The organism is Nonomuraea sp. LPB2021202275-12-8 (assembly GCF_037044575.1).
Classification (GTDB): Bacteria; Actinomycetota; Actinomycetes; order Streptosporangiales; family Streptosporangiaceae; genus Nonomuraea.
In genome coordinates this window covers 170,949-187,079 of sequence record NZ_JBAHWD010000011.1, presented here as the reverse complement: position 1 = coordinate 187,079, position 16,131 = coordinate 170,949, and the positions used below count along the sequence as shown (strand labels likewise).

Genomic DNA, 16,131 nt, shown 5'->3' with positions numbered 1-16,131 from the left:
TGTCCGCGTGGCTGTGGCTCTGCGGTCCGACAGCGGCGTCGTCTTCCGATGCGCCTTCCTCGTCGTGTGGTGCACCAAATACCGCAGGCAGGTGCTCGGCGACCCGGTGGCGGGACGTCTCAGGGAGCTCATCCACGAGGTCGTGGACGACAAGGAGGCCTGGCTGGTGGAGGCGGAGGTGGCGGCCGACCACGTGCGCCTGATGGTGGAAGTGGCCCCGCAGTATGGCGTGCACCGGCTGGTCAAGGCCGTCAAGGGCCGTTCCTCCCACGCGCTGCGCGAGGAGTTCCCGCACCTGAGGAGCCAGCTCCCGACGCTGTGGACCAACTCCTACTTCGTGGCCACGGTGGGGGGCGCCCCCGACGCGATGATCGAGCACTACCTCGAGCAGCAGAAGGGCCGTTGAATGCGGCCGGTCTGGACGGCGCAGCGGCTCAGCCGGGACCATGAGGTGGTGGTCGTGAAGGACCTCGCCGGCACGGCGGTCGGTCGGACAGAGGCCGGGTGAACACGCCCCGGCCGGGGAACTTCCCGCCCTACGGGCACGGGGAGCCCCTCAGGACGTCCCGCGACCCGCGCTGGGTGCTGAAGGACCGCCCGTCGTCCGGGCTGATCCTCGGTCTGGTGGTCACCGGACTCTGCGCGCTGGGCTCGTTCTCCTTCGACGTGCTCAACGGCGAGCCTGTGCAGTTCTTCATCGCGCTCGGCCTGGCGCTGGCGCCGGTCCCGCTGCTGCTGGCGGCCGTGCTGGCGCTGGACCGCATGGAGCCCGAGCCGCGCAGCAACCTGGTCTTCGCCTTCGCCTGGGGGGCCGGCGTCGCCGTGCTCGTCGCCGGCGTGATCAACTCGCTGAACCTGCACTACATCATGGACGCCGTCCAGCTGTCGGAGGCGAGCGCCCGCAACATCGCCGCCACCTTCGGCGCCCCGGTGGTGGAGGAGACGATGAAGGGCCTGGTCCTGCTCGGCCTCTTCAAGTTCCGCAGGGCCGAGCTCGACGGGCTGACCGACGGCATCATCTACGCCAGCATGGTCGGCCTCGGCTTCGCCATGAGCGAGAACGTCAGCTACTACCTGGCCGCGCTCAACTCCGAGCAGGGCGGGGTGGGGCTGGCGGTCACCGTGGTGCTGCGGGGCATCCTGTCGCCGTTCGCCCATCCGCTCTTCACCTCGATGATCGGGGTGGCGGTCGCGTACGCGGCCCAGCGCAACGGGCCTGAGCGGGTCTTCTCGATCATGGCCGGCTGGTCGGGCGCCATGATCCTGCACGGCCTGTGGAACGGCCTGGTCTCCTACGGCGGCTTCCCCGGGCTGGTGATCGCCTACGTGTCGCTCATGGTCGTGCTCGTCGTGCTGATCGCGGTGGTCTTCAGGGACCGGCGCCGCATCGTCGCGCTCATCCAGCGCTACCTGCCGCCGTACGAGCCGACCAAGCTGGTGAGCAAGGCCGACATCATCATGCTGTCGGCGCTGCCCCGGCGCAGGCGGGCCAGGCAGTGGGCGAAGATGTACGGCGGCAGGCGGGGGCTGCGCGCCATGAACGACTACCAGCTCGCCGCCACCGAGCTGGGCCTGCTGCACGAGCGCGCGGCCCGGCGTGTGGTGGACGAGCAGACCTTCCACGAGGAGCAGCGGGCGTTGCTGGAGTGCATGAGCACCGCCCGCGCGGGCTTCCCGGCGCCGCCCACCGGCATGCCGCCGCCCTACGCGCCCGGCTGATCGAGGATCCGCCGCAGCGAGGTCTCCCTGGGGCCGGGGAAGACCGGGTCGGAGCGCAGGACCAGCGCGTCGGCGAACGCCTTGCCGGTGGCCAGCAGCTCGCGCGCGGCGTAGGCGTGCGTGGTCGCGGCCCACCGCGTGGTGGAGTCGTCGCCCACCCCGAACGCCTCCAGGCCCGCCGTGCGGCACAGCGTCACGGCTCTGGGCAGGTGGAAGACCTGCGTGACGACGGTCAGCCGCCGGGCCCCGAACACCTGCCGCGCCCGCACGCACGAGTCCCAGGTGTCGAACCCGGCGTAGTCCAGCACCATCACGGCCTCCGGCACGCCCAGGGCCAGCAGGTGGTCGCGCATCGCCGACGGCTCGTCGTAGCCGGCGCGGCTGTTGTCGCCCGACAGCAGCAGTGCCCGCACCTTGCCCGCCCGGTAGAGCTCGGCGGCGATGTCCAGCCTGCTGGCCAGCATGGGCGTCGGCCGCCCGCCGTACAGGCCGGCGCCGAGCACGAGCGCGGCCTCGGCTTCGGGCACCCGCGCCAGCCAGCCGTCCGTTCCGGCCACTTCCCGGTGCGCGTCGCTGCCGAGCCACGCCCACGTCATCGGCGCCAGCGCGAGCACGCTGAGCACCACCAGTCCTTGGTACGCGCGCCGCAGGGCCCGGCGAGAGGGGCGGACAATTCCCAGCAAAGGGCACCTCTCATCGGTGGGGGAGTGGCCGACTTTTCACCCCATACTCTGACGCATCCCGTCAGACTCCGGCGGTCGCCTCGGCGGGGGAGTGGGAGGAGCTCTCGCCCAGCGGGCCTCGGGTGCGCAGCGCGGTGACGACCCGCAGGGCGCCGATCCAGACCAGGGTGGAGCCGAGCACGTGCAGGCCGACCAGGAAGGCGGGCACGCCCAGGAAGTACTGCGTATAGCCGATCACGCCCTGGAGCAGCTCGATCGCCAGCAGCGCGAGCGCCGCCCGGCGGGCCGGCCGGGGCGAGTCGGTCACGTGCAGGGCGAACAGCAGCGCGAACGTCAGCCCGACGACGAGGTAGGCGAGGTCGGCGTGCAGGCGCGCCACGGACTCGATGTCGAGGTCGAAGCGCGAGGCCAGCACGTCACCGGAGTGCGGCCCCGTGCCGGTCACCACCACCCCGGCGATCAGCAGCGCGAACACCGCCACCAGCAGGACGTGGCCGAGCCTCCGGATGTCGCGGTGGGCCACCCGGCGCGCGGGGGCGTCACCCTCGCCGGAGCGGGCGTAGAGCGCCCAGCAGGCGGCGGTCAGGCAGATGGAGATCAGGAAGTGCATGCTCACGGTGAACGGGTTGAGCATCGTGTTGACCACCAGACCGCCCCACAGTGCCTGGACGGCGATGCCCGCGGGCTGCAGCCAGGCCAGCCGCACCAGCGACGGCCGCCGGGGAGTCATCCGCAACGCCGAGAGCAGGCAGGCCACCCCCACGACGAGCACCAGGAAGGTGACCATCCGGTTGCCGAACTCGATGGCCATGTTGATCGGCGAGACCTCCGGATGCGCCACCGGCAGCAGGCTGTCGGGCGTGCATTTCGGCCAGGTCGGGCAGCCGAGTCCGGAGCCGGTGACGCGCACCACCGCGCCGCTCACCGTGATGCCGGCGTTGGCCACCACGGAAGCCAGCGCCCAGCCACGCATCGTCCCGGCGGTCGGCGCCCAGAAGGAGAACAGGCCGCGTACGAGGGGGTTGGGGTGGTGTGTGGGTAGCTTCACGTCATCGATGTTAGGGGCCCGGTGGGCCGGTCCTGTCACCGGCTTTTCAATCGTTTGGGTATGTGACATATTACTGTTCGGGAGGTGGCGATGTCCGACGTGATCGTCGTCGGCGCCGGCGTCGTCGGCGCCGCCTGCGCCTACTACGCCGCGCGCGCGGGCCTCGACGTGACCGTCGTGGACCGAGGCCCCGTGTCGGGCGGCACGACCGGCGCGGGAGAGGGCAACGTGCTCGTCTCCGACAAGGAACCCGGCCCCGAGCTCGACCTGGCCCTGCTGTCCAACCGGCTCTGGCGCGAGCTCGCCGGGTCGGCCGGCGGCTTCGAGTTCGAGGCCAAGGGCGGGCTCGTCGTCGCCGAGACCGGCGAGATCCAGCGGCAGCTCACCGACCTCGCCGCCAAGCAGGACGTGCGGCACGAGATCGTGCCCGCCCACGCCCTGCGCGAGCTGGAGCCGCACCTCGCCGACGGCCTGGCCGGCGGGGTCCTCTACCCGCAGGACGCCCAGGTGCAGCCCATGCTGGCCGCCGCCCGGCTCCTCCAGCACGGCGCCCGCAGCTTCGGCCACGGCGCCCTCCACCTGCGCCTCGGCGTCACCGTCACCGCCTTCATCCAGGCTGGCGGCCGCGTCACCGGCGTCCGCACCGACCAGGGCGACATCCTCGCCGGCGCGGTCGTCAACGCCGCCGGCACCTGGGGCGGTGAGCTCGCCGCGCTGGCCGGCGTGGACCTGCCGATCCTGCCCAGGCGCGGCTTCATCCTGGTCACCGAGCCGCTCGGCGAGCCGCTGATCCGGCACAAGGTCTACACCGCCGCCTACGTCACCAACGTCGCCAGCGACTCGGCGGGCCTGGAGACGTCGGCCGTGGTGGAGGGCACCCCGGCGGGCACCGTGCTGATCGGCGCCAGCCGCGAGCGTGTCGGCTTCGACCGCACGACCTCCCCGGCCGTGCTCGCCCGGCTGGCCGCGCAGGCCGTGGCGCTCTTCCCGGCGCTGCGCGACGTGCGGGTCATCAGGTCCTACTGCGGGTTCCGGCCGTACTGCCCCGACCACCTGCCGGTGATAGGCGCCGACCCGCGCGCGCCCGGCCTCTACCACGCGTGTGGCCACGAAGGCGCCGGCATCGGCCTGGCGCCCGCCACCGGCCACCTGCTCGCCCAGGTCATCCAGGGGCGTGACCCCGACCTGGACCTGCACCCGTTCCGCGCCGACCGCTTCCCCGCCGACGGCGACCCCGAGGAGCCCCGTTGACCTTCGACATCACGATCGACGGCCGCCCGGTGCCCGTGACGCCCGGCCAGACGGTCGGCGCCGCCCTGCACGCGGCGGGCGTCCGCTCCTGGCGCGCCACCCGGTTCGGCGGCCGCCCGCGCGGGCTGTTCTGCGGCATCGGCGTCTGCTTCGACTGCCTGGTCACGGTGAACGGCCGGCCACCCGAGCGCGCCTGCCTGCTGACGGCCCGGCCGGGGGACGAGGTGACGACGTCATGACGGGCGAGCAGGACACCACGGGAGGGCCCGCCTACGACCTCGCGGTCATCGGCGGTGGCCCCGCCGGCGTGGCGGGCGCGCTGACCGCCGCTCTCCACGGGCTGCGGGTCGCGCTCGTCGACTCCGGGGCACGGCTCGGCGGCCAGTACTTCCGCCATCCTTCCGCCGCCCCGCACCCCTCCACGCGGGGCTTCGACCGCTTCCTGCGGCAGGCCCGCGCCCTGGAGGAACGGGGCGACGTGCTGCCCGGCCACCAGGTCTGGACCGTGACCGGACAGGCGGGCGGCGAGCTCGCCGTCCACTGCGTGACCCGTGACGACGCGGGCCACGAGCGCCCGGTGACCATCCGGTGCCGCCGCCTCCTCATCGCCACTGGGGCGCACGATCGGCCGCTGCCGTTCCCCGGCTGGGACCTGCCCGGGGTGCTCACCGCGGGCGGGGCGCAGGCGCTGCTCAAGGGCGACGGCGTGGTGGCCGGCAGGCGGGTCGTCGTCGCCGGGACCGGGCCGTTCCTGCTGCCCGTCGCCGCCGGCCTGGCCGCGGCCGGGGCGCGGGTGGCGGGCGTGTTCGAGGCCGGTGGCGGGCTCGGGCTGGCCAGGCATCCGGTGCTGGCTCTGGGCAGGGCTGGCGAGGCGGCGGCCTACGGGCTGAGCCTGGCCAGGCGCCGCGTGCCGTACCTGACCAGGCAGGCGGTGATCGCCGCGCACGGCGAGCGCGAGCTGGAGGCCGTCACCGTGGCCAGACTCGACACGAACTGGAACGTTCTCGCCACCCGCCGCGTCGCGTGCGACACGCTCGCCACCGGCTACGGGTTCGTGCCGCAGATCGAGCTCGGCGTCCAGCTCGGCTGCGACACCCGCCGGGACACCGACGGCAGCCCCGTCCTCGCCGTGGACGGCCGCCAGCACACCGGCGTGGACGGCGTCTGGGCGGCCGGCGAGCCCACCGGCGTCGGCGGCTGGCGACTGGCCGAGCTGGAGGGCCGCATCGCCGGCCTGGCCATCGCGGCCCACGCAGGCGGTCATGGCTCCGACGCCGATCGAGCGGTCCCCGGCGTGCTGCTCAGGCGGCGGCAGCGGATGCGCGCCTTCGCCACCGCCCTGCTGGAGGCCTATCCGGTCAAGCCCGGCTGGCAGGGCTGGCTGCGCGACGACACGCTGGTGTGCAGGTGTGAGGAGGTGCCGCTGGCCCGCCTGCGCGAGGCGCAGGAGCTGGGCGCCACCGATGCCCGCTCGATCAAGCTGCTGAGCAGGGCCGGCATGGGCTGGTGCCAGGGCCGGATCTGCGGCTATCCGGTCGCCTGCCTCGCCGGCGAGCCGCCGCCGCCTCCCCGCCGCCCCGTGGCCCAGCCGCTCACCCTGGCCACCCTCGCCGCTCTCGACACCCGTACCGCCCCGGACATCACCGACACCCAGGAGGACCCCTCATGACCGATCGCAGCAAGCCCTGGCGCGGCGTCATGGTCGCCACCGCGCTGCCCCTGCGCGAGGACCTGACCGTCGACTACGACGGCTACGCTGACCACTGCCGCTGGCTGGTGACGAACGGCTGCGACGGCGTGGTGCCCAACGGCTCGCTGGGCGAATACCAGACGCTCACCGCGGACGAGCGGGCCAGGGTGATCCGGACCGCCGTCGAGGCCGTGGGCGGGGAGAGGGTGATGGCGGGTGCCGGAGCGTACGGCGCGGCCGAGTCGCGGCGCTGGGCCGAGCAGGCGGCCGAGGCCGGCTGCGGCTCGGTGCTGCTGCTGCCGCCGAACGCCTACCGGGCCGACGAGCGCGCCGTGCTCGGGCACTACCGCGAGGTCGCTGAGGCCGGCATCCCGGTGGTCGCCTACAACAACCCCTACGACACCAAGGTCGACCTCACCCCGGCGCTGCTGGCCAGGCTGCATGAGGAGGGCCTGATCGTGGCGGTCAAGGAGTTCACCGGCGACCCCCGCCGCGCCTACGAGATCGCCGAGCTGGCCCCCGGACTCGACCTGCTGATCGGCTCCGACGACGTGCTGCTGGAGCTGGCGCTGGCCGGGGCCGTGGGCTGGATCGCCGGCTACCCGAACGCGCTGCCCGCCTCCAGCGTCGCCCTCTACCGGGCCGCGCTCGCCGGGGACCTCGACACCGCGCTGCCTCTGTACAGGAAGCTCCACCCGCTGCTGCGCTGGGACTCCAAGACGGAGTTCGTCCAGGCCATCAAGCTGTCCATGGACCTCGCGGGCCGCCACGGCGGGCCGTGCCGGCAGCCGCGGCAGCCGCTGACCGGAGAGCAGGCGGCGGTGGTCAGGTCCGCCACCGAGAAGGCGCTCGCGGAAGGGCTGCGATGAGGACGAACCGGGTCTTCCACGCCGTCGACTCCCACACCGAGGGCATGCCCACGCGCGTCATCACCGGCGGCGTGGGCGTGATCCCCGGCGCGAGCATGGCCGAGCGGCGCGTCCACTTCCGCGACCACCTCGACCACATCCGCAAGCTGCTGATGAACGAGCCGCGCGGCCACGCCGCCATGAGCGGCGCCATCCTCCAGCCGCCCACCCGGCCTGACGCCGACTGGGGCGTGCTGTTCATCGAGGTGTCGGGGCTGCTGCCGATGTGCGGCCACGGCACGATCGGCGTGGCGACCGTGCTGGTCGAGACCGGCATGGTGGAGGTGGTCGAGCCGGTCACCACCGTGCGGCTGGAGGTGCCCGCCGGGCTGGTCGTGGTGGACGTGGCCGTGCAGGACGGCATGGCCATGTCGGTGACCCTGCGCAACGTGCCCTCCTACGCCGACAGGCTGGACGCCTCCGTCACCGTGCCCGGCCACGGGCGGATCCGCTACGACCTGGCCTACGGCGGCAACTTCTACGCCGTCGTGGACCTCGACTCCTACGGGCTGCCGTTCGACCGCAAGGCCAAGAACGAGATCCTCGCCGCCGGACTGGCCACCATGGCGGCGATCAACGCCGCCGACGAGCCCGTGCACCCCGAGGACGACCGCATCCGCGGCTGCCACCACGTCTACTTCGCCGCCCCGGGCTCCGACGCCCACCACTCGCGCCACGCGATGGCCATCCACCCGGGCTGGTTCGACCGCTCGCCCTGCGGCACCGGCACCAGCGCCCGGATGGCCCAGCTCCACGCCAGGGGCGAGCTGCCCCTGGGCCGCGACTTCGTCAACGAGTCCTTCATCGGCACCCGGTTCGTCGGCAGGCTCCTGGAGGAGACGGCGGTGGGAGGCAGGCCGGCGGTGGTGCCCTCGATCACCGGCCGCGCCTGGATCACCGGCACCGCCCAGTACTTCCTGGACCCCCGCGACCCGTTCCCCGAGGGGTTCGAGCTGTGACCGTCACCACCGTCGACTACCACACCGCCGGTGAGCCGTTCCGCGTCGTGACCGGCGGCGTACCGGACATCCCCGGCGCCACCGTGCTGGAACGCCGCGCCAACGCCGGCCGGGCCGACCACGTACGGCGGCTGCTGTGCCACGAGCCGCGTGGCCACGCCGACATGTACGGCTGTTTCCTCGTCCCGCCCGACGATCCCGGCGCGCACCTCGGCGTGCTGTTCTGGCACAAGGACGGCTACTCCACCGCGTGCGGCCACGGCACGATCGCGCTCGGCGTGCACGCCGTGCGGGAGGGCCTGGTCAAGGCCGACCCCGACGGCGAGACGGACGTGGTCGTCGACGTGCCGTCCGGGCGCGTAACCGCCCGCGTCCGCAGCGAGGGCGGCCGCATCACGGCTGTGACCTTCGTCAACGTCCCCTCGTACGTCCTCGCGCGCGGCGTCCCCGCCGCCGGGGTGGAGGTCGACGTCTCCTACGGCGGAGCCATCTACGCCTGCGTGCCCGCCAAGGCGCTCGGCCTGGCGGTGGAGCCGGAGCACCTCACCGAGCTCATCGCGCACGGCCGCCGCATCAAGGCCGCCCTGACGGGCCACCCCGCCTCCCGGCACCCCACCGACGACCGGCTGTCCGGCGTCTACGGCGTGATCTTCTACGACGAGCTGGGCGGCGGGTCCGACCACATCCGCCAGCGCAACGTCACGGTGTTCGCCGACGGCGAGGTGGACCGCTCGCCATGCGGCTCCGGCACCGCGGCCAGGCTCGCCCTGCTGCACGACGACGGGCTGCGCGGCACGCTGGTTCACGAGAGCATCGTCGGCACCGAGTTCCGCGCCCGCGTCGCCAGCGTGGTGGGGCAGGGCGTCGTCCCGGAGATCGAGGGCATGGCCTACCTCACCGGCAGGCACGCCTTCGAGCTGGACCCGGACGACCCCATCGGCACCGGGTTCACCCTGCGATGATCAGATGATGAGCCCACTGCCCCACCTCGACGCCGCCACGGTCGAACGCCTCGTGCCCGTGGCGGACGCCGTACAGATGCTCGAGGACGCGCTGCTGGCCGGGCTCGATCCCGAGCGGACGCCGCAGCGGCCCGTGGTCGAGCTGCCCGCCGGGCAGCTCCTGCTGATGCCGGCCGCGGCGGGACGGTACGCGGGGGTGAAGGCCGCCACCGTCGCGCCCGCCAACCCCGGGCGCGGGCTGCCCCGCATCCAGGGCACCTACCTGCTGTTGGACGGCGACACCCTCACCCCGCTCGCCACCATGGACGGCATCGCGCTCACCAGCCTGCGCACCCCCGCCGTCTCCGCGCTCGCCGTGCGCCACCTGGCCGAGCCGGACGCCCGCGAGCTGGTGGTGTTCGGGTCGGGCCCGCAGGCGTGGGGGCACGTCGCCGCGCTGTGCGAGGTCCGGCCGGTGGACGGCGTCACGGTCGTCGGCCGCGACCGCGGGCGCGCCGAGGCACTCGCCGCCCGCTGCCGCGAGCGCGGCCTGCGCGCCCGGGCCCTGTACGGCGAGCCGCCCGCACCGGCGGACGGCGGTGACGCCGTCGCCGAGGCGGTGGCGCGGGCCGATCTCATCGCCTGCTGTACGACCGCCCGTCAGCCGCTCTTCCCCGGTAGGCTCGCCCGCGACGGCGCCACCGTGGTCGCGGTCGGATCGCACGAGCCCGATGCCCGCGAGCTCGACGGCGACCTCGTCGCGCGGGCCACGCTGGTCGTGGAGGCGCGCTCGGCCGCACTGGCCGAGGCAGGGGACGTCATCCTGCCCATCCGCCACGGTACGATCACCACTCACCATCTGGCCGGCAACCTCGCGGAGCTGGTCGCGGGCAGGGTGACGGTCGGCGCCGGGCCCCGCGTCTTCAAGGGAACCGGCATGGCGTGGGAGGACTTGGTGGTCGCGGCCGCCGCTTACGAGGCGTGGTCCCACACGACGTAGGGAAGGGATGGGCGGATGGCTGCCGAATACCGGCTCGACCTGCCGATGGTGGGGGAGCGGCAGAGCCTGCGCGAGCAGGTCGCGCACGCGCTCAGGGCCGCGCTGATCACCGGTGAGATGCGTCCGGGGGTGGTGTATTCGGCGCCCGTGCTGGCCGCGCAGTTCGGCGTCTCGGCCACGCCGGTCCGCGAGGCCATGCTCGACCTGGCCAAGGAGGGCCTGGTCGAGGCCGTGCGCAACAAGGGCTTCCGGGTGACCGAGCTGTCCGAGCGCGACCTGGACGAGCTCACCGAGATCCGCAGGCTCATCGAGGTGCCCACCGTGGCCCGTCTGGCCGACGCCGGTCGCGCGGCCGAGTTCGAGCGGCTCAGGCCCATCGCCGAGGAGATCGTCGCCGCCGCGGAGGGTGGGGACCTGCTCGCCTACGTCGACGCCGACCTGCGCTTCCACCTGGAGCTGCTCAGCCTGTCAGGCAACGCCCACCTGGTGGAGGTCGTCAGGGACCTGCGCACCAGGGCGCGGCTCTACGGCCTGTCGCAGCTGTCGGAGCGCGGCATGCTCGCCGACTCGGCCAGAGAGCACCTGGCACTGCTGGACGCGCTCAAGGGCGGCGACGACGCCGCCGTGCGGCTCATCATGGGCGAGCACATCCAGCACGTCAGGGGCATCTGGGCCAGCAACTCCTAGAGCCTGCCCGCCCTGGTGGAGCCGAGGCTGGCGGCCACGATGCAGCCGATGGCCGCCCACTGCTGCAGGTGCAGCAGTTCGTTCAGCACCACCACGCCGATCAGCGCGGCCACCGCCGGCTCCACGCTCATCAGGATGCCGAACACGTGCTTGGGCATCCGGCGCAGCGCCTGCAGCTCCAGCGAGTAGGGGATCACCGAGGACAGCAGCCCCACCCCGAGGCCGATCAGCAGCAACTCGGGCTGCAGCAGGTCGGCGCCACCGGTCGTGACGCCCACCGGCGCGATCACCACGACCGACACGATCATCGCGAACGACAGCCCGGTGGTGCCGGGGAAGCGGCTGCCCGCCGCCGCCGACAGCACGATGTAGGCCGCCCAGCAGGCTCCCGCCAGCAACGCGAAGCCGATGCCGATCCAGCTCACCGCCGCGGACTGCCCCCACGGCGCGAGCAGCAGCACGCCCGCGCCGGCGAGCCCGATCCAGAGCAGGTCCAGCCGGCGTCGCGAGGCCGCCACGGCCACCCCGAGCGGGCCCAGGAACTCGATGGCCACCGCGATGCCCAGCGGCAGCCGCGCCAGCGCCTCGTAGAAGGTCAGGTTCATCAGGGCGAGCGTCACGCCGAATCCGAGCGCGACCGCCCAGTCCCGCCGCGACAGCCCCCTCAGCCTGGGGCGGGCGACCGCCCCCATGACGATGGCGCCCATCGCGATGCGCAGGAACACCACCGCGCTCGGCGGCAGCGCCGCGAACAGCTCCTTGGCGAAGCCCGCGCCGAGCTGCACGGAGACGATCGCCAGCAGGACCAGCCCCGAGGGCGGGATCGAGCCCGCCGCCGCGCGCATCAGGCCACCCGGCCTGGGCAGGCCGGACCCGCGGTCCAACGGGTCGTCAAGGGCGAAGGCGGTCACAGAACTCCTCAGGTCAGCGCTCCATCGGAGCCTACCGACCCCCTCCGCCTTCCTGTGTCGGGGGTGATACTACTGATCAGATAACCCCATAAATCCGGTATTGGATCCATGACCCCCACCGTGCCGCCAGTCACCCTCGCCCGGCCGCCGCTGGCCCTGTCCGCAGCCTGTTTCGTCAGCAGCTTCGACCGCTTCGCCGTGACCCCGATGCTCGTGCTCATCGCGGTGGACCTGCGCGTGTCCCTGGCCACCGCGGTCGCCGTGGCCAGCGGCTACTTCCTCGCCTACGGGCTGTCGCAGCCGATGTGGGGTGTGCTGTCGGACAGGTTCGGGCGGGTGCGGGTGATGCGGGCGGCCCTGCTGGGCGCCGCGCTGACCGGCCTGGCCTCGGCCCTGATGCCGGAGCTCGGCACGCTGATCGCGTCCAGGATCGTGGCGGGCGCCTGCTTCGGCGCGGTGATCCCCACCTCGCTCACCTACCTGGGCGACACGGTCGAGGTCTCGGTGCGCCAGCGCGCCCTGTCCGACCTGATGGGCGTGATGGCGCTGGGCATCGCCGTGGCCACCGGCGCCGGTGGGGTGCTCGGCGACCTGGCGGGCTGGCGGGTGGTCTTCATCGTGCCCGCGCTCTGCGCGCTGGTGTGCGCGCTGGGCCTGCGCGCGCTGCCGGAGCCGCCGCGTGCCCGGATCGGCGGGCTGGGCAGCCACGTCGGCACGGTGCTGCGCAGGCCGTGGGCGCTGCTGGTGTTCGCGCTGGCCTTCGTGGAAGGCGCGGTCCTGCTCGGCACGATGGCCTTCCTGGCCACCGCGCTGCAGCACCACGGCGTCTCCACCGCCGTGGCCGGCCTCGCCACCGCCATCTACGGGATCGGCGTGTGGCTGTTCTCCCGGCTGGTCATGCGGCTGTCGCGGCGACTGCCGGTGTGGCTGCTGATCGCCGCCGGGGGGACGCAGATGTGCGCCGGCTACGCGATCGTCGCCGCCGGAGTGAGCCTGACCACGGTGACGCTCGCCGCACTGCTGCTGGCCGGCGGCTGGTCGTTCATGCACTCCTCACTGCAGACCTGGGCCACCTCGGTCGCGCCGCAGGCCAGGGGGACGGCGGTGGCCTTCTTCGCCGCCTCGCTCTTCGTGGGCAGCGCCGCCTCGTCGTGGGCCGCGGGCCCGCTGGCCGAGCACGGGTCGTATCCGCTGCTGTTCGGCCTGGCGGCGGCCGTCGCCGTCCCGCTGACCGTGGTGGCGGCGCTCAGCAGGCGCCGCTACGGCCTACTCCCACCGGAAGGTGCGGGCGGCCAGCCCCAGTGACACGACCGCCCAGACGGCCAGCACCAAGACCGCGCCCAGGGGCAGCGCGGCGCCGCCGGTGAGCACCGCGCGCAGGCCGCCGGTCAGCGCCGAGATGGGCAGCAGCTCCAGCACCGGCCGCACCGAGCCGGGGAACTTCGACAGCGGGAAGACCACCCCGCCTGCCGCCAGCAGCAGCAGGTAGACGAGGTTGGCCGCGGCCAGCGTCGCCTCGGCCCGCAGCAGTCCGGCCATCAGCAGGCCCAGCCCGCTGAAGGCGGCCGTGCCGAGCAGGATGAGCAGCAGCGCGGCGGCCGGCGAGCCCTGCGGCCGCCAGCCGAGCGCCAGCGCGACCAGGACGATCACCACGACCTGGACGGCCTCCACCGCGACGACCGCGGCGGTCTTGGCCAGCATGAGCCCCGTCCGGGACAGCGGGGTCGCGCCGAGCCGCTTGAGCACGCCGTAGCGCCGCTCGAAGCCGGTGGCGATGGCCTGGCCGGTGAAGGCGGTCGACATGACGGCCAGCGCCAGCACGCCGGGCGCCAGGAAGCCGACCCGGCTGCCGCCGCCGACGTCGATCAGCGGCGCCACCGAGAAGCCGGCCAGCAGCAGCACCGGGATGATCAGCGTGAGCAGGAGCTGCTCGCCGTTGCGCAGGATGGCGCGGACCTCGGCGCCCGCCTGCGCCAGCACCATCCGCGGCAGCGGCGCCGCGCCGGGAGCGGGGGTGAGGTCGAGTGAGGCGGTCATCGCAGCTCCCTGCCGGTCAGCTCCAGGAAGACGTCTTCCAGCGTGCGCCGCTCGATGCGCAGGTCGTCGGCCGTGACGCCCTCGGCCGCGCACCAGGCCGTCACGGTGGCCAGCAGCTCCGGCCCCACCTGGCCCTCGATGATGTAGTGGCCGGTGGGTGACTCCTTGGCGGCGCTGCCGTCGGGCAGCGCGTTGAGCAGCTCTTCCAGCGCCAGCCCCGGCCGGGCGCGGAAACGCAGCTGGCGCTCGGCCCCGGTCAGCCGGGCGGGGCTGCCCTCGGCGACCACCCGGCCGTGATCGATGATCACCACATGGTCGGCCAGGCGCTCGGCCTCGTCCATGTGGTGCGTGGTCAGCACCACCGAGACGCCGGCGCTCCGCAGCTCGCCCACGAGCTCCCAGCAGGCGTGCCTGGCCTGCGGGTCCAGCCCGGCGGTCGGCTCGTCGAGGAAGACCAGCTCCGGCCTCCCGACGACGGCCGCGGCCAGCGAGAGCCGCTGCTGCTGCCCTCCCGACAACCTGCGGAACGGGGTCCGTACGTGATCGGACAGGCCGAGCCGCGCCAGGAGGGCGCCCGCGTCCAGCGGGTGGGCGTAGAAGCGGGAGACCAGGCGCAGCCACTCACCGCAGCGCATGGCGGGCGGCACGCCGCCGCTCTGGAGCATGACGCCGACCCGGGCACGCAGCGCGGGCGTGTCGGGGCGCAGCCCCAGCACCCGCACCGTCCCGCCGTCGGCCTTGCGGAACCCCTCGCAGACCTCCACCGTGGACGTCTTGCCCGCGCCGTTGGGGCCGAGGACGGCCGTGACCTCGCCGCGCCGGGCGCGCAGCGTAAGGCCGTCGACCGCGGTGGCGACTCCGTAGCGCTTGACCAGGTCGACGACCTCTACCGCGGGCTCGACCGCTGGCACGTCCATGGCCATGAGTCTAGGGACTTGCGGTGCCGGTCCGGGCCGCAGGCCACAGAGGGCCCGGCAATATCCGATAAATGGGAATTAGTAGGACCGTATGCCGGTTGGTTCCCTCGGCCCTCATGGGTCACACGCCTGTGAGGAGAGGGGTACACGCATGTCCGTGGCAGAAGCCACGCAACCCGTCGTCAAGGAGGCCGGGGAGCGCCGCGGACTCCTGCTCCTCATCCTCGGAGCGCTGTCGGCGATCGGGCCCCTGTCCATCGACATGTACCTACCGGCGCTGCCCGCCATCAGCGGCGAGATGCTCAGCGCCCCCGCCCAGGTCCAGCTCACCCTCACCGCCTGCCTCATCGGCGTCTCCGTCGGCCAGGTGGTCGCCGGGCCGGTGAGCGACGTGCGCGGCAGGCGGATGCCGCTCATCGTGGGCGTGGCGGGATTCACCGTCGCCTCCCTCCTCTGCGCGTTCGCGCCGTCCGTGCCCGCGCTCATCGTGCTCCGCCTGCTGCAGGGCATTCTGGGCGGCGCGGCGCTGGTCATCGTCCGCGCCGTGGTCCGCGACCTGTACGACGGCGCCGCCATCGCGCGCATCTTCGCCACCCTCATGCTGGTCAGCGGGCTGGCGCCGATCCTGGCCCCGATCGCCGGCGCCCAGCTGCTGGCGTTCACCTCCTGGCGCGGCGTGTTCGTCGCGCTCAGCCTCGCCGGCCTGGTGCTGCTGCTGGCCGTGATCCCCGGTGTGCGCGAGACCCTGCCCGCCGGCGAGCGGGAGGGCGGCGGCCTGCGGCACACCTTGCGCACGTTCTGGCACCTGCTGGGCGACCGCTCCTTCATGGGGTACGCGCTGACCGCCGGCCTCGCCTTCGCCGCCATGTTCGCCTACATCTCCGGCTCGCCGTTCGTCCTGCAAGAGGTGTACGAGGCCACACCGCAGCAGTATTCGCTCATCTTCGGACTCAACGCCCTCGGCCTGACCGTGATGGCCCAGGTCGGCGGGCGGCTCTCGGGCCGCGTCGACCCGGCGCGGCTGGTCGTGGCCGGGCTGTTCGTCGCGCTGGCGGGCGGCGCGCTGCTGCTGGCCGCCGCCGCGACCGGGCTGGGCCTGGCCGGGATCGTGGCCGGCCTGTTCGTCATCATGTGCGGCCAGGGCCTGGTCATGCCGGGCACCGGCGCGCTGGCGCTGGCCGGGCAGCCCCAGCAGATCGCCGGATCGGCCTCGGCGTTGCTCGGCGTGCTGCAGTTCGCGCTGGGCGCGGTCTCGGCCCCGCTGGTCGGCATCGTGGGGTCGGGATCGGCGCTGCCGATGGCCGCTCTGATGCTCGCCCTCATCGTCTGTTCGACGCTGACCTTCGTGGTCCTGGGGCGGCAGCGGAAAAGTTAGGTAAG

At 73.5% G+C, this 16,131-nt stretch carries 17 protein-coding genes; 12 read left to right on the top strand and 5 right to left on the bottom strand.

The annotated features are described in order from the left end of the window. The first annotated feature begins 7 nt into the window (after positions 1–7). Both tnpA and V5E28_RS22260 read left to right on the top strand, forming a co-directional pair. Positions 8–406, top strand: coding sequence for an IS200/IS605 family transposase (gene tnpA, locus V5E28_RS22265; protein ID WP_336208942.1), 399 nt, complete (start codon positions 8–10; stop codon positions 404–406). A gap of 98 nt (positions 407–504) precedes the next feature. After that, entirely contained in the window at positions 505–1,719 is a 1,215-nt protein-coding gene (locus tag V5E28_RS22260) for a PrsW family intramembrane metalloprotease (RefSeq protein ID WP_336208941.1), read from the top strand. Here V5E28_RS22260 and V5E28_RS22255 read toward each other — a convergent pair. Next, positions 1,704–2,402: a SanA/YdcF family protein gene (locus V5E28_RS22255; protein WP_336208940.1), complete on the bottom strand. Its 699-nt coding sequence runs from the start codon at positions 2,400–2,402 to the stop codon at positions 1,704–1,706. The two genes, V5E28_RS22260 and V5E28_RS22255, sit on opposite strands and share 16 nt — an antisense overlap. Positions 2,403–2,463: 61 nt before the next feature. Beyond that, a complete protein-coding gene (locus V5E28_RS22250) occupies positions 2,464–3,450 on the bottom strand; it encodes a COX15/CtaA family protein (RefSeq protein ID WP_336208939.1) in 987 nt (328 codons plus the stop codon). Positions 3,451–3,540: 90 nt separating this feature from the next. On the opposite strand from V5E28_RS22250, the gene V5E28_RS22245 reads away from it, so the two are divergent. The 8 genes from V5E28_RS22245 to V5E28_RS22210 are packed head-to-tail and all read left to right on the top strand — an operon-like array spanning position 3,541 to position 10,886. Beyond that, a complete protein-coding gene (locus V5E28_RS22245; protein ID WP_336208938.1) occupies positions 3,541–4,701 on the top strand; it encodes an NAD(P)/FAD-dependent oxidoreductase in 1,161 nt (386 codons plus the stop codon). Next, positions 4,698–4,940, top strand: coding sequence for a (2Fe-2S)-binding protein (locus V5E28_RS22240; RefSeq protein ID WP_336208937.1), 243 nt, complete (start codon positions 4,698–4,700; stop codon positions 4,938–4,940). Before V5E28_RS22245 ends, V5E28_RS22240 begins: the two co-directional genes overlap by 4 nt. After that, positions 4,937–6,370, top strand: coding sequence for an NAD(P)/FAD-dependent oxidoreductase (locus tag V5E28_RS22235; protein ID WP_336208936.1), 1,434 nt, complete (start codon positions 4,937–4,939; stop codon positions 6,368–6,370). The genes V5E28_RS22240 and V5E28_RS22235 overlap by 4 nt, the downstream gene beginning before the upstream one ends. Next, positions 6,367–7,260 (top strand): dihydrodipicolinate synthase family protein, encoded by an 894-nt coding sequence (locus V5E28_RS22230; RefSeq protein WP_336208935.1) that lies wholly within the window; start codon positions 6,367–6,369, stop codon positions 7,258–7,260. The genes V5E28_RS22235 and V5E28_RS22230 overlap by 4 nt, the downstream gene beginning before the upstream one ends. Then, the gene (locus V5E28_RS22225) at positions 7,257–8,258 is read left to right on the top strand and encodes a proline racemase family protein (RefSeq protein ID WP_336208934.1); all 1,002 of its coding nucleotides are present in this window, start codon (positions 7,257–7,259) and stop codon (positions 8,256–8,258) included. The genes V5E28_RS22230 and V5E28_RS22225 overlap by 4 nt, the downstream gene beginning before the upstream one ends. Further along, on the top strand, positions 8,255–9,220 hold the full coding sequence (locus V5E28_RS22220; RefSeq protein WP_336208933.1) for a proline racemase family protein: 966 nt from the start codon (positions 8,255–8,257) through the stop codon (positions 9,218–9,220). Before V5E28_RS22225 ends, V5E28_RS22220 begins: the two co-directional genes overlap by 4 nt. 7 nt (positions 9,221–9,227) lie before the next feature. Next, complete coding sequence (locus tag V5E28_RS22215) at positions 9,228–10,199, top strand: ornithine cyclodeaminase family protein (protein ID WP_336208932.1); 972 nt, start codon at positions 9,228–9,230, stop codon at positions 10,197–10,199. A 15-nt stretch (positions 10,200–10,214) separates the two neighbouring features. Next, entirely contained in the window at positions 10,215–10,886 is a 672-nt protein-coding gene (locus V5E28_RS22210) for a GntR family transcriptional regulator (protein ID WP_336208930.1), read from the top strand. Here the strand turns inward: V5E28_RS22210 and V5E28_RS22205 are convergent. Then, positions 10,883–11,797: an EamA family transporter gene (locus V5E28_RS22205; RefSeq protein ID WP_336208929.1), complete on the bottom strand. Its 915-nt coding sequence runs from the start codon at positions 11,795–11,797 to the stop codon at positions 10,883–10,885. The genes V5E28_RS22210 and V5E28_RS22205 overlap by 4 nt on opposite strands. 108 nt (positions 11,798–11,905) lie before the next feature. Between V5E28_RS22205 and V5E28_RS22200 the strand changes: the two genes are divergently transcribed. Beyond that, a complete protein-coding gene (locus V5E28_RS22200; protein ID WP_336208928.1) occupies positions 11,906–13,102 on the top strand; it encodes an MFS transporter in 1,197 nt (398 codons plus the stop codon). On the opposite strand, the gene V5E28_RS22195 is transcribed toward V5E28_RS22200, so the two are convergent. Together V5E28_RS22195 and V5E28_RS22190 are read right to left on the bottom strand one after the other, a co-directional pair. Next, positions 13,064–13,834: an ABC transporter permease gene (locus V5E28_RS22195; protein WP_336208927.1), complete on the bottom strand. Its 771-nt coding sequence runs from the start codon at positions 13,832–13,834 to the stop codon at positions 13,064–13,066. The genes V5E28_RS22200 and V5E28_RS22195 overlap by 39 nt on opposite strands. After that, positions 13,831–14,751: an ABC transporter ATP-binding protein gene (locus V5E28_RS22190; RefSeq protein ID WP_336208926.1), complete on the bottom strand. Its 921-nt coding sequence runs from the start codon at positions 14,749–14,751 to the stop codon at positions 13,831–13,833. Before V5E28_RS22190 ends, V5E28_RS22195 begins: the two co-directional genes overlap by 4 nt. Positions 14,752–14,902: 151 nt before the next feature. Here V5E28_RS22190 and V5E28_RS22185 point away from each other — a divergent pair, with 151 nt between their 5' ends. Further along, positions 14,903–16,126, top strand: coding sequence for a multidrug effflux MFS transporter (locus V5E28_RS22185; RefSeq protein WP_336208925.1), 1,224 nt, complete (start codon positions 14,903–14,905; stop codon positions 16,124–16,126). The last annotated feature ends 5 nt before the right edge of the window (positions 16,127–16,131 follow it).